The organism is Parazoarcus sp. PS-13 R2A (genome assembly GCF_057621855.1).
Map to the genome: position 1 here is coordinate 14,541 of NZ_JBYEXN010000034.1, position 12,572 is coordinate 27,112.

12 protein-coding genes are annotated in these 12,572 nt (G+C 59.7%); all 12 read right to left on the minus strand.

Annotated elements, in window-relative coordinates:
* Window position 1 precedes the first annotated feature (1 nt).
* A complete protein-coding gene (gene ribD, locus AC22G6_RS20830; RefSeq protein ID WP_487368367.1) occupies window positions 2-1,093 on the minus strand; it encodes a bifunctional diaminohydroxyphosphoribosylaminopyrimidine deaminase/5-amino-6-(5-phosphoribosylamino)uracil reductase RibD in 1,092 nt (363 codons plus the stop codon).
* Window positions 1,074-1,586 carry a transcriptional regulator NrdR gene (gene nrdR, locus AC22G6_RS20835; RefSeq protein ID WP_487368368.1) on the minus strand — a complete coding sequence of 171 codons (513 nt, stop codon included), beginning with the start codon at window positions 1,584-1,586 and terminating at the stop codon, window positions 1,074-1,076. The genes ribD and nrdR overlap by 20 nt, the downstream gene beginning before the upstream one ends.
* A 72-nt stretch (window positions 1,587-1,658) precedes the next feature.
* Window positions 1,659-2,909 (minus strand): serine hydroxymethyltransferase, encoded by a 1,251-nt coding sequence (glyA, locus tag AC22G6_RS20840; protein ID WP_487368369.1) that lies wholly within the window; start codon window positions 2,907-2,909, stop codon window positions 1,659-1,661.
* 101 nt (window positions 2,910-3,010) lie between these two features.
* Entirely contained in the window at window positions 3,011-3,658 is a 648-nt protein-coding gene (locus AC22G6_RS20845) for a histidine phosphatase family protein (RefSeq protein ID WP_487368370.1), read from the minus strand.
* 10 nt (window positions 3,659-3,668) lie between these two features.
* Window positions 3,669-5,351, minus strand: a complete 1,683-nt coding sequence (locus AC22G6_RS20850) for a TRAP transporter large permease (protein ID WP_487368371.1) — start codon at window positions 5,349-5,351, stop codon at window positions 3,669-3,671.
* Window positions 5,348-5,932 carry a TRAP transporter small permease subunit gene (locus AC22G6_RS20855; RefSeq protein WP_487368372.1) on the minus strand — a complete coding sequence of 195 codons (585 nt, stop codon included), beginning with the start codon at window positions 5,930-5,932 and terminating at the stop codon, window positions 5,348-5,350. Before AC22G6_RS20855 ends, AC22G6_RS20850 begins: the two co-directional genes overlap by 4 nt.
* 146 nt (window positions 5,933-6,078) lie before the next feature.
* Window positions 6,079-7,161 carry a TRAP transporter substrate-binding protein gene (locus AC22G6_RS20860; RefSeq protein ID WP_487368373.1) on the minus strand — a complete coding sequence of 361 codons (1,083 nt, stop codon included), beginning with the start codon at window positions 7,159-7,161 and terminating at the stop codon, window positions 6,079-6,081.
* Between the two features lie 196 nt (window positions 7,162-7,357).
* Window positions 7,358-9,052, minus strand: coding sequence for a cation:proton antiporter (locus AC22G6_RS20865; RefSeq protein WP_487368374.1), 1,695 nt, complete (start codon window positions 9,050-9,052; stop codon window positions 7,358-7,360).
* A gap of 521 nt (window positions 9,053-9,573) precedes the next feature.
* A complete protein-coding gene (locus AC22G6_RS20870) occupies window positions 9,574-10,131 on the minus strand; it encodes a PIN domain-containing protein (protein WP_487368375.1) in 558 nt (185 codons plus the stop codon).
* Window positions 10,131-10,859: a hypothetical protein gene (locus tag AC22G6_RS20875; RefSeq protein ID WP_487368376.1), complete on the minus strand. Its 729-nt coding sequence runs from the start codon at window positions 10,857-10,859 to the stop codon at window positions 10,131-10,133. The genes AC22G6_RS20870 and AC22G6_RS20875 overlap by 1 nt, the downstream gene beginning before the upstream one ends.
* 450 nt (window positions 10,860-11,309) lie before the next feature.
* Window positions 11,310-12,251 carry a hypothetical protein gene (locus AC22G6_RS20880; protein ID WP_487368377.1) on the minus strand — a complete coding sequence of 314 codons (942 nt, stop codon included), beginning with the start codon at window positions 12,249-12,251 and terminating at the stop codon, window positions 11,310-11,312.
* A gap of 91 nt (window positions 12,252-12,342) precedes the next feature.
* On the minus strand, window positions 12,343-12,572 hold a 230-nt coding region (locus tag AC22G6_RS20885; RefSeq protein ID WP_487368378.1), incomplete at its 5' end, for a helix-turn-helix transcriptional regulator.

A 12,572-nucleotide genomic window follows, 5' to 3' on the forward strand; every position in this document is an offset into this window, starting at 1 on the left:
ATCAGCGACGGGGGCGTGCGATCAGGCGCAGATCGTCGCCAATCTGGCGCAGATCGCGGATGTCGAGGCTTACCGCCTCATCCAGGCGGGTCAGCTCAGCCAGATTGAACAGGCCCTGCGCCGCGTCGCCAACCAGCATCGGCGCCAGATAGAGCAGGAGTTCATCGACGCAGCCTTCGCGCAGCAGCGAGCCATTGAGTTTCAGGCCGGCTTCCGCGTGGATTTCGTTCAGGCCGAGTCGGCCAAGCTCGTTCATCAATGCAGGCAGGTCGACCTTGCCGCCCGCGTTCGGCAGGACCAGCAAGTGGTGCCCGGCGCCTGCCAGGGATGCGTGCCTGTCACGGTCTTCGCTGGCGGTGGCAATCACGATCGGGTCGCCCTGCAGGATGCGTGCTGTGGGCGAGACGTCGAGCCGGGCGTCGATCAGCACCCGCAAGGGCTGGCGTTCGCAGGGCACGGCTCGCACGGTCAGCTGGGGGTCATCTGCCTTGACCGTGCCGATTCCGGTCAGGATCGCGCATGCGCGAGCGCGCCAGCGATGACCGTCGGCACGGGCCGCCGCGCCGGTGATCCACTGGCTGACGCCATTGTTGAGCGCGGTCTTGCCGTCGAGGCTGCTGGCTGCCTTGAGGCGCAGCCAGGGGCGGCCGCGGGTCATGCGCGAGACGAAGCCGATGTTGAGTTCCCGGGCTTCGTTCTCAAGCAGTCCGTGCGCGGTCTGTATGCCGCTGGCCCGCAGTCGTTCCATGCCGCGCCCGCCAACCAGCGGATTCGGGTCTTCCATTGCCGCCACAACGCGGGACACCCCGGCCGCGATCAGCGCGTCGGCGCACGGAGGGGTGCGACCGAAGTGGGAGCAGGGTTCAAGGGTCACGTAGGCCGTCGCACCACGGGCGGCATCACCAGCCTGCTGCAGGGCGTTGATTTCGGCGTGAGGCTCGCCGGCACGGCGGTGCCAGCCTTCGCCAACGGTCATGCCATCACGCATGATCACGCAGCCTACCCGAGGATTGGGGGTCGTGCTTTCAAGGCCATTGGCGGCCAGGGCGAGGGCCCGGGCCATTGCCTGGTGGTCAGCTGCCGAAAAGGTCATTCTCGGGATCCGCAGGTGTTACGCTGCCCCGCGCGCGCTTGGAGCGCGGCTGCACTTCGCGAATCACTTCGGAAAACTCATCCACGTCGGCAAAGTTGCGATACACCGATGCGAAGCGGATATAGGCGACCTTGTCGAGCTTCTTGAGCTCCTTCATCACCAGTTCGCCGATCTTTTCGCTCGCTACTTCGTTCTCGCCCATCGACAGCAGGCGTGCCTCGATTCGATCGACTGCGGCCTCGAGCGCTTCGGTGGTGACCGGGCGCTTGCGCAGCGAGAGCTTCATGCTGCCGGAGAGTTTCGCGTGATCGAAATCGGTGCGGCTGCCGTTGCGTTTGACGATGTGCGGCATCTTGAGGTCGATGCGCTCATAGGTCGTAAAGCGCTTGTCGCAGTGCATGCAGCGTCTACGGCGGCGCACGACGTCGCCGTCGTCGTTCTCGCGCGTATCGGTGACCTGGGTATTGGGGTCACCGCAGAAGGGGCATTTCATCGCGTGGGCGCAGGCAGTCCGCTCGTGCGACCCGTGCTGAAACCAGCAGCGGGCCGCTCGTGCGTCAAATGCTTACTTGCCGTAGACCGGGAACTTCGCACACAGCGCCGACACCTTGCTGCGCACGCCATCGATCACCGCAGCATCTTCCGGCGCTGCGAGTACGTCTGCGATCAGGTGGGCGATCTGCTCGGCCTCGATCTCGGTGAAGCCACGGGTGGTCATCGCCGGCGAGCCGATACGGATGCCGGAGGTCACGAAGGGCTTCTCCGGGTCATTCGGGATCGAGTTCTTGTTGACCGTGATGTGCGCACTGCCGAGCACGGCTTCGGCGGCCTTTCCGGTGATCTTCATCGAGCGCAGGTCAACGAGGAAGACATGGCTCTCGGTGCGGCCGGAGACAATGCGCAGTCCGCGCTCTTCGCCGAGTACGCGCGCCATTACGCGGGCATTGGCAATCACCTGTTCCTGGTAATTCCGGAACTTGGGCGATGCCGCTTCCTTGAAGGCAACTGCCTTGCCAGCGATGACGTGCATCAGCGGGCCGCCTTGCAGACCGGGGAAGATGGCGGAGTTGATCGCCTTTTCGTGCTCGGCCTTCATCAGGATGATGCCGCCGCGCGGGCCCCGCAGCGTCTTGTGCGTGGTCGAGGTGACGACGTCGGCGTGGGGCACCGGGTTCGGGTAGTAACCCGCGGCGATGAGGCCGGCGTAGTGCGCCATGTCGACCCAGAAGATCGCGCCAATTTCTTTAGCAACCTTGGCGAAGCGCTCAAAATCGATGCGCAGCGAGTAGGCCGAGGCGCCGGCGATGAGGATGCGTGGCTTGTGCTCGCGTGCCAGCGCTTCCATCTTGTCGTAGTCGATTTCTTCCTTCTCGTTCAGGCCGTAGGCTACGACGTTGAACCACTTGCCCGACATGTTCAGCGGCATGCCGTGGGTGAGGTGGCCGCCTTCGGACAGGCTCATGCCCATGATGGTGTCGCCCGGCTTGGCAAAGGCCAGCAGCACGGCCTGGTTTGCCTGCGAGCCCGAGTTGGGCTGCACGTTGGCGGCTTCGGCACCAAAGAGTTTCTTTACACGTTCGATGGCGAGTTGCTCTGCCACGTCCACGTGCTCGCAACCGCCGTAGTAACGCTTGCCCGGATAACCTTCAGCATACTTGTTGGTCAGCTGGGAGCCCTGGGCTTCCATGACCGGGTATGAGACGTAGTTCTCGGAGGCAATCAATTCGATGTGGTCTTCCTGGCGGCGGTTTTCCGCCTGCACGGCGGCCCACAGCTCGGGATCGACCTTGGCGAGGGTATCTTGGGAAGAAAACATGGAACGGACTCGGCAGGGTTGTGATAAAGGCGGATATTAACACGCGAGGCGAGGGCGTATGTCGAGCCGCGTGCGCCGCAACATGTTTGTTTCGCACAGACTCAGGCGTTGGAGAGCTCGTCGAGTGCGCTGCCAAGGTGGGACTGGTCGCCCCAGCTGACCAGTTGCCAGCAGCCGTCGTGGTGGGTGATCCAGTTCAGCGCGGCATTCGGAATGGTGAAGTCGCGTGGCGAGTCGAGCGACTTGCCTGTGCTCAGGCGGTGAATGATGTCGAGCACGCCGCCATGCGTCACGATCAGAACCTGTTCGCCGGGGTGGCGCTCGACGATTTCGAGGAGGGCTGCGGCAATGCGCGCAGCGAAGGCGGTCAGGCTTTCGCCTCCATCCTCGAAGGCAAAGCCGGCGTCGCGGCTCAGGAAACGGGCGTAGTCAGCCGGGAAACGGGTTTGGGCTTGCTCGTAAGTCAGGCCCTGGAAATGCCCGTAGTGGCGTTCACGCAGTCCCGGGTGGGTGTTGATACGGTCTTCGGGGCCGGGCCAGATGCACGCCGCAGTGCGTCGGGCGCGCTGCAGGTCGCTGCTGTAGGCGGCCGCGAAGCGCTGGTCCGAAAGGGCACGGCCCGTGGCGTGTGCCTGGGCGATGCCGTTTTCGTTCAGTTCAATGTCGAGATGCCCCTGGAGACGCCTTTCGGCGTTCCAGGTGGTTTCTCCGTGACGAACAATGCAGAGTCGGGTGAGTGGATTTGCCATCCGCCCGATCTTACCACCCGCCAGATTCCGCCGGCGCCCCCCAGCCGCCGCCTGATGTCGGAGCTTCGATCTCGATGGTGTCCAGATCCACCTTCACTTCGGCATCCAGGCTTCCGGTAACAAGTTCCGGGAAGATGATGATCAAGGCCAGAACGAAGATCTGGATCAGAACAAATGGAACCGAACCACGATAGATCTGGGTGGTCTTGACCGGTTCGATCCGCTTGCCCGTCACCCGGTCGAGGAAGGCGCTGACCGGCGCGACGCTGCGCAGATAGAATAGTGCGAAACCGAACGGTGGTGTCAGGAACGACGTCTGCATGTTGATCGCGATCATCACGCCAAACCAGATCAGGTCGATGCCGAGCTTATCGGCAACCGGTGCGAGAAGCGGAAGCAGGATGAAGGCGATCTCGAAGAAGTCGAGGAAGAAGCCCAGGGCGAAGATGACCACGTTCACAAAGATCAGGAAGCCGATCTGGCCGCCCGGCAGTTTGTCAAACAGGTGCTCCACCCAGTGCTGGCCATCGACTGCCGTAAACGTGAAGCTGAAAATCGTCGAGCCAATCAGGATGAAGAGCACGAAGCACGACAGACGGGTCGTGGACTCGAGTGCCTGCGTGAGCGTCTTCAGGTCCAGGCGCTTGCGCACGGCGGCGAGCAGGATGGCGCCGACCGCGCCCATTGCGCCACCTTCCGTGGGTGTTGCAACACCGAGGAAGATCGTACCAAGCACCAGGAAGATCAGTGCAAGCGGCGGAATCAGGACGAACACGACACGCTGACAGATGCGCGACAGCAGTCCGAGCTTCAGCGCGCGGCTGATGCTTGCAGCGACCAGTGCGAAAATGGTGCCGGCGGACATTGCCATGACGATGATCTCGTCGAGCGCAGGCTTTGCTTCGGTGCCATTCATGGCGCTCAGGATGTTGGCGTAGTTCATGCCGAACAGCGTCGAAATGGCCGTGGTGACAACGGCAAAGACGAACAGCGAGCGCAGGCCTGAAGTGCCGTCTGGCTCGCGGTGGGTCAGCGCTTCAGGCGGCAGGGCCGGCACCAGTTTCGGCTTGAAGATTGCAAGGCCGATAATGAAAATCGCGTAAAGCGCAACAAGCAGGAAGGCCGGCAGGAAGGCGCCCTTGTACATGTCGCCGACGCTGCGTCCGAGCTGGTCGGCCATCACGATGAGCACGAGAGAGGGCGGAATCGCCTGGGCCAAGGTGCCGGAGGCGGTGATCGCGCCGCAGGCGATTTCACGGCTGTAACCGTAGCGCAGCATGATCGGCAAGGAGATCAGGCCCATCGAGATGACCGAAGCCGCCACCACGCCCGTGGTGGCTGCAAGCAGGGCACCAACGAAGATCACGGCCAGCGCGAGGCCGCCGCGTACCGGGCCGAACACCTGCCCGACGGTGTCGAGCAGGTCCTCGGCCATGCCACTTCGTTCGAGGATCAACCCCATCAGGGTAAAGAAGGGAATTGCCAGCAGCGTGTCGTTCTGCATGATGCCGAACACACGCAGCGGAAGCGCCTGAAACAGTGACGAGGGCAGCAAGCCCGCCTCAATGCCGACAAAGCCGAAGAACAGGCCGCAGGCTGCAAGCGCAAATGCGACCGGGAAACCCGACAGCAGGAAGAAAATGACCGCGCCGAACATCACTGGCGCGGCATTGGCGGAAAAGAACTCGATCATTGCGTGGCCTTTGCTGCGTCGGTTTCGTGTTGTTCCGTCGGGGCGTCACCATGTCCGCCATGCAGGGTTGGATCCGGGGCCTTGCCCGCGAGGTAGCCAAACCGCTTGATGAGCTCGGAGACTGCCTGCAGCGCAAGCAGCCCGAAACCGATCGGTACCATGATGTACACCGGCCAGCGGATCAGGCCGCCGGAGTTCGAGGACATCTCACCCGAGGTGTAGGCGGCCTCAACGATGGGCCAGGAAAAATCGATCATGAAGTAGCACAGCGGCAGCAGGAAAATCAGAATGCCGCCAATGTCGATGAATGTGCGGGTGCGCTTGGAGAAGTTGTTGGCAACCGCGTCGATGCGCACGTGTGCGTTCTGCAGGAAGGTGTATCCGGCGCCGAACATGAAAACGGCTGCGAACAGATACCACTGAATTTCGAGAAACGAGTTCGAACCAACGTTGAAGGCCTTGCGTGCAATTGCATTCAGGGCGCTGATGACGGCTGCAGCGAGGATCAGCCAGATGATGGATTTCCCGACCAGTCGGGTCAGGCCGTCTATCAGGCCGGAGAGTTTTAGAAGGATACCCATGAGAAAGTCGGCTTTGCCCCGAAGGTGCTGATTGAGCCGGTGTACTCCTGTGCTCTGCTCAGAAGGGCGGCTGGAAAGATGGTGCTGGCGATGTCTTGTCAGCACGTTTGCACGGCCGGCAGGGGCCGGCCGTGCGTGAACAGCTGTTACAGTTTCTGTGCCGACATGTACTGGTCGTAGCTACCATCGGCGATCGGCGCCCACTGGTAGGAATCGGCGAGGAATTTTGCGTAGTCGCCGTAGATTTTCTTCCAGTCCGCGTTGGTGTCGTTCAGTTCTTTGTACACCTCGTTGCGGGCCTTGAACGCAGCATCCATGACCGACTTCGGGAAGCGGTCGAGTTTGGCGCCTTCTGCAATCAGCTGCTTCAGGGCGTTCGGGTTGCGCGCATCGTAGCGGGCCTGCATGACAACGTGAGCATCGGACGCAGCCTGGCGAACAATGGCCTTGTACTCGTTCGACAGTGCGCCCCACTGCTTGTCGTTGATGTACAGGGACAGCTGAGCGCCACCCTCCCACCAGCCCGGGTAGTAGTAGTAGGGAGCAACCTTGTGAAAGCCAAGCTTCAGGTCGTCATACGGGCCGACCCATTCGGTTGCGTCGATGGTGCCTTTCTCGAGTGACTGATAAATCTCGCCGCCCGGGATGTTCTGCGACACGCCGCCCATCTTGCCAAGCACGCGACCGCCGAAGCCGCCGATACGCATCTTGAGACCGTTGATGTCGGCGGGCGACTTGATGGGCTTGCGATACCAGCCACCCATCTGCGCACCGGTGTTGCCCATCGGGAAGTTGACGACGCTGAACTGCGCGTAGAACTCGCGCAACAGCTTCATGCCGTTGCCTTCGTACATCCACGCGGTCTGCTGGCGCGAGTTCATGCCGAACGGAATGGCGCAGTCGAACGCAAACGCTTCGTTCTTGCCGAAGAAATAATACGGAGCAGTGTGGGCGGCATCGATGGCGCCCTGCTGAATTGCGTCGACCACACCGAAGGCCGGGACGAGCTCGCCGGCGGCGTGGACCGAGATCTGGAACTTTCCGCCCGTTGCGTCCGCAACGTTCTTGGAGAACGTCTCAGCGGCGCCGTAAATCGTATCGAGCGACTTCGGAAAGCTTGACGCAAGACGCCAGCGGATCTGTTGTTGTGCGTTTACGATCGCCGGTGCGGTGCCAGCCGCAAGTACGCCAGCGAGACCTGCACCCTTCAGGAATTTACGACGTTCCACGTTATCTCCTTTGTATCTTTCTGTTTTAGCAATTGCTGCGCTGATTATAGGGATTGGCGCGCGCCGGAAAACCGCGGAAAACCCTAATCGGGGTGCCACTTTAGTTGTATTCATGCGGCTGAAGTCGTTGTTTTAGTGAAAACTTGTCGTGCCGGCAGTGTTTCCTGGCTGGTTTGGCGAAGACTTGCGCGGAACGTCAATCAGTCCCCGGCCTCGACGCGGTCCTCTCGATTTCCGGTGTGGCCCTGTCATTCGGGTGGATGAGGGCCGTCAGTGCGTCAACTGCATAGTCGACGGCGTTGCGCATCGGATACAGGATCGTCGTCGCGCCGTGCATTTTCAGCGCAGCATCGTCGAAGTCGTCGCGGGCAACGATCGCCACGCCTCCGGCGAAATGATGCGCCCGCAGGCCGTCCAGCAGGTCGTGGTTTGAGGTCATGTCCGGTAAGGTGCTGACAATCCAGCGTGTGTCCCTGACCGGAAGGCTTTCGATGAACTCGCTGGTGGTGCAGTCTCCGTATCGCACCGGCAGACCGCGTCGCCGCAGCTTTCGCACCGCCTCCGGGTCGTATTCGACGCCGAGCACCTTGAGTTCGGCTGCCTGGAGGCAGAGCGCCAGCCGGCTGCCGTAACGCCCGAGGCCGACCACGATCACGTCTGCCATCTCGAGGTCGTGCCGCTCCGTCGCGACCGCCAGTTCGCGGAAGGGGCGCTTGCGTTCAAATACACCGAGCCAGGCTGCAAGTTTCTCGTAGAGCGGGTGGGAGTAAAGAATCGCGTAGGTCGACAGGGCAATGGTGATCAGGCCGACAAGCGTGGTCAATCCGAGTGCGCTCCTGTCGAGATGCCCGAGGGAGATGCCCATGGCAACGAAGATGATCGAGAACTCACTGATCTGGGCCACCGTCAGTCCGCACAGGAAGCCCGTACGCTTCCGGTATCCCATGTAGCCCATGATGGCCATGACGATCAGGGGGTTGCCGACCAGCACGAACAGGGACAGCGTTAGAGCTGGCCACAGTTCGTTGCCGAGCGTGGAGAAATCAAGTTTCGAGCCGAGGTCGATGAAGAAGAACAGCAGCAGGAAGTCGCGGATCCCGGTCAGCCGTGCGTTGATGGCGTTACGATAATGCGTCGAGGCAAGCGAGAAGCCGGCAAGGAAGGCGCCTGCTTCCTTGGAAAAGCCGGCCCACTCACCAAGTGCCGCGAGCCCCGTGCCCCAGGCAACGGCAAAAATCAGCAGCAACTCCTGCGATTGCGCCATGCGGGCGACGACCCTCGGCAGGACGAAGCGCATCAGCAGATACAGCCCGGCGACGGCAATGCCGATCCGCAGGCCGAGCGACCCGGCAAGCGATAGCAGCGAGCCTTCGCCGGCATCACCGCGCATAGCGCTCATCACCATCATTGCGATCACGACGGCGAGATCCTGCACGATCAGGAAGCCGACTGCGATGCGTCCGTGCAGGGAGTCGATCTCGTGCTTGTCGGACAGGAGCTTGACGATGATGATGGTGCTGGAGAAGGTCAGCGCCACAGCGATATACAGCGCTTCGATCCAGCCCTTGCCCATCGCAAGGACGATGAGGAAACCAATCACGATGGTGAAGGCAAGCTGGCCCAGGCCGGTGGCGAGTGCAACCGGGCCAATGTGGCGGATATGCTTCAGGTCGAGCTTGAGGCCAACGACGAAGAGCAGCATCGCGACGCCAACCTGCGCCAGCAGGTCAATCTGGTCGTGCGCGGTGACAAGGCCCAGCACGGCGGGGCCGACGACGATGCCGATGACAATGTAGGCAATGAGTACCGGCTGGCGCAGCCAGAGCGAAAACGCGCCTGCGGCGGCGGACATCATCAGAAGCAGTGCGAATTCCGAGAAAACGGTATGCATGCCTCAACTCCGTCATTCGCGGGTTTTGAATCCTGGGCTCGAGCGTCCGTGACTGGCGTCGAGTCTGGTCCCCGGTGTTGAACGCAACGGACCGCGCGTCGCCCGGGTTGAACAGACCCGCCATCGAGGGCCGTGAGTATGGCAGGTCACACCCATCCGGGATGACTGCGACGGTGCCCAATGCCACCGTTGTGCCACGCAGGGGCGCCCCCGTCAATCAGGTTTCGCCGCGACTGCTGGCGACGAACGGGCGGAATGGTCAGCCAGTGTCCAATCCTTTGCTGCAAGACGGCTGCCGAGCCGGGCGGAAAAGAAAAAGCCCCGACTGATAACAGTCGGGGCTTCAATTTGGTGGGCCGGGGGCGCTGAAAAAGGTCTTGTAATGTATTGTTATTTATATATAAAAGTGCTTTGTGCAGGGTGAGGTACCGTCAAACTTACCGTCTTCCTTGGTGACTAACATGGCGCATCGTCTTTCTTCGATGGCTTGTGCCGAAAACGATGATGATCTGGTGGTTGATTTATAACTGTACCTCGCGGCTCTCGGCCGGATGGGACAGGTCAAGCTTACCTTGTTTCGAGGCAGGGTCGAGCTCAAGTTCGTAGGAGCTTATGACGTCGATCCCAGCTTGTTTAGCGTATTTCTTGATGTCTTCGTCATCAGAGTAAATTCTTTTTGCGCCCTCGACGACGGCGATTGCGATGATCTGTCGGTCAATCTTCATTTTTTGCCGCCACCCTTCCGCGCGAACCTTTGGCTTGTAGGCGCGATGTGTCCGCATTGCAGTTGCGCACTCCACAGCTGCTCGCGTCGAGTAGGAGGCAGGTCGAAACGGATGGTGATTCAGTATTGGGAGTAGGTCTGCCGGGCTGACATCGCCGTTCGCTGCGAATATGAACTCGGAGAGGACTGGCGTAGGAACAACAACGTTCATCTTCCCCTTAGTCAGAGTTTTTACTAGGTGCTCGATGCGTTCCTTGGCAAACTCAAGAGGACGTCCCGTTCTCGGATCTTTTGGGACTGCCGTCCCTGGAAAGTGGAGCATCAGGAGAATGTTCGTGTCGAAGATGACGTTCATCACTTCCCCTTCCGGAATTTGATCCAAGTTTCAAGTTGATTTTCGGAAGTCGTCACATCCTTCGAGACGATTTGCCGCATTTGGGCTACCAGCTCATCGAGTGGGAGTTTCTTGACGATTTCGAATCGGTCAGCGCTCATGTTTTCGAGGTCCCAGCCGGCTTCACCGCGAGTCCACGTTCCTGTGCCGAATACGCGTACCTGTTCGAAGAGGTGTCGGGCCATCTCTTTTGCAAGGTCACGGCTGCGCGTCGACACTTTGAGGGTTCGCCCGTTAGGGTCGATGATCCTCATGTGGGCCGTCGCATCTTTACCTCCCACCGATATGAGCTCTCCCTCGACGTCGCCGGCCTCCCTTACGACCATAGGTTTCTCGACAACCTTTGGTGCTCTTGGGAAGACAATTAATTTTTCCCCGCTGGGAGAGGAGATGGTTCCAGACGCGCCATCTTCACGCAGCATCTCCGAGATGTCCTGATACGCGCGGACCGCTTCAGGCGGGCAGTCGGTGCCGCCGACTAGGGTCAGTCGAGTTCGTATCGGTTCGGCATCCTCGGGCTCTGCGCGAAATCGGATTTTTGTACTTCCCTTGCGTAATCCGGCAAAGCGCAGATGGTCTTCGCTGCCGACAAGCGCTGCTAAATGCTCGAGATACCGCCCAAGGCGACCCAAGGGGATCGTCGCAGGCGAGTAGGCGCCGATGCGGAAAGTGAAATTTGCCTCTTTCATGACATGGCGATTTTAGCAGTGGTCTATCAATAGGCAATAGAGGCAGGCGAATTAGTCTGCCTCTGAGGTGCTCGTCGAGTCCGTGAGAGTCTTGTGGGTTGGTGTGTGGCTGTATCGGGTTTTCCGAGTACGAGCCTCAAGAGCTTTGTCACGAATGCAGCACGTTAGTAGCCAGCTGAAAGTGTAAGGGCATTGAGGGGGGGTGCCCGTCGACGACTCCAGTAGCCTGAGAAATACGGCCTTAATCTAAGACTTCACGGCTGACGTCCATGTGACCCTTGAAGCGCTTGCGTCTGAGTTCGGAAGCAGACTGAGAAGGTTGTGCTTGGTCGGATGATGCTGTTACCAAAGTTCTTCAGCCGTGAGGATCTTGGATTCTCGTTTTTACCCCATGCACGCATCTATAGAGAACTAGTGCGAGCGGTGATTGGTTGAGTTGGCGTCGTGTGATCACTGGGTGTGGGAGACGGCCTCCATCACTGACCGCTCGGAATCTCCCGCTTTTTGGTGGCAAAAAGTCATCGACAGCCTTCGCTTCAACTCAGATAGGGCATCACCGAATGTTCGGTTGAACTCTGCATGCGGAATCACTCTGCAGCCTTGTTTGAAGGCCCACTGTGCGCCATAGACCTCGAACCCTCTAATTACCCTTCGGTGCTCATTCTTTGCTGCTTTGTGGGCTGTCTGGACCTTCTGAAACTGTGTAGTTCTGCTTCGCTTGATGTTTGGTTTGATGCCGTTTGCTACGTGAAAATAGGGGGCTACTCTTTTGCGCAACGTTCTGAAGATCCGAGGCAGGTCGCGTAACCGATACCGTCCGTCGCCGTCTTGTAGCCCGGCTCCGATGAGTGTGACTTCAACGCGAACCGAGTGGCGTTTGATGTACTTTTTATTGTCTATGGTTTTGATATAACAGCGAACCTGAATCAGGTTCTTCGTGTTCTGAAAGAGGACCGATGTGTCCGTAGAAGCAGTGCGAAGCCGATCTCGCACGTACCTTCTCTTCGTCGGATCGTAGAACTTGCGGGCGACACTTGATCGCATCAGCTCATGCTTTTGTGGAAATAGGTGGTTCGTCAGATAGCAGTGAAGCGCGCGAAGGCGTTCGTGGTCATTGCTGTGGTCGCGCGTGAAGAAGTCAACCGACACCTCCATTTCGTCAATCGGGAACTCTGGCAGCGTCTCCACAAGTGAAGCGAAGTGTGAGTTTTGCGGATCATGCACAGTGAGCGTGGTGTCTCGATAACCGCTGGTGGCGCAGGTGGTCGATACGTCGAGTCCGGACGCGAGTGCATTCGTGCACCGATCGATAGCCCTTTCACGATCTGGGATGCGGATCTTGATGAAGTCGATCTTTGCTTTGGTCTTCCATTCACTGGGCTGTACATTCATTTTCTACGCGAAGCCCTAAGAAAACACGCCGATTTTGTGGAATGTCGGAGGGATTTGGGCTGCGGTGTGGCGCTGTTGATCTGGCTTCTCCTCATGCTGCATTCGCCGTGGTATTGGTGCTTGTGAGGCGATCGAGCCATGCGTCGATATCACCCTCAAACCATCCGACAGATCGAGCGCCCAAGCTGACCGCTTTTGGAAAAGTGCCGTCATTCATTCGTGCATAGATGGTGGAGCGGGATAGGCCGGTTCGTGCTTGGACGTCGGGTCGTCGGAGAATGGACTTTTTGGGGTTGTGCTGCATCGTTGGGCCTCTCATTC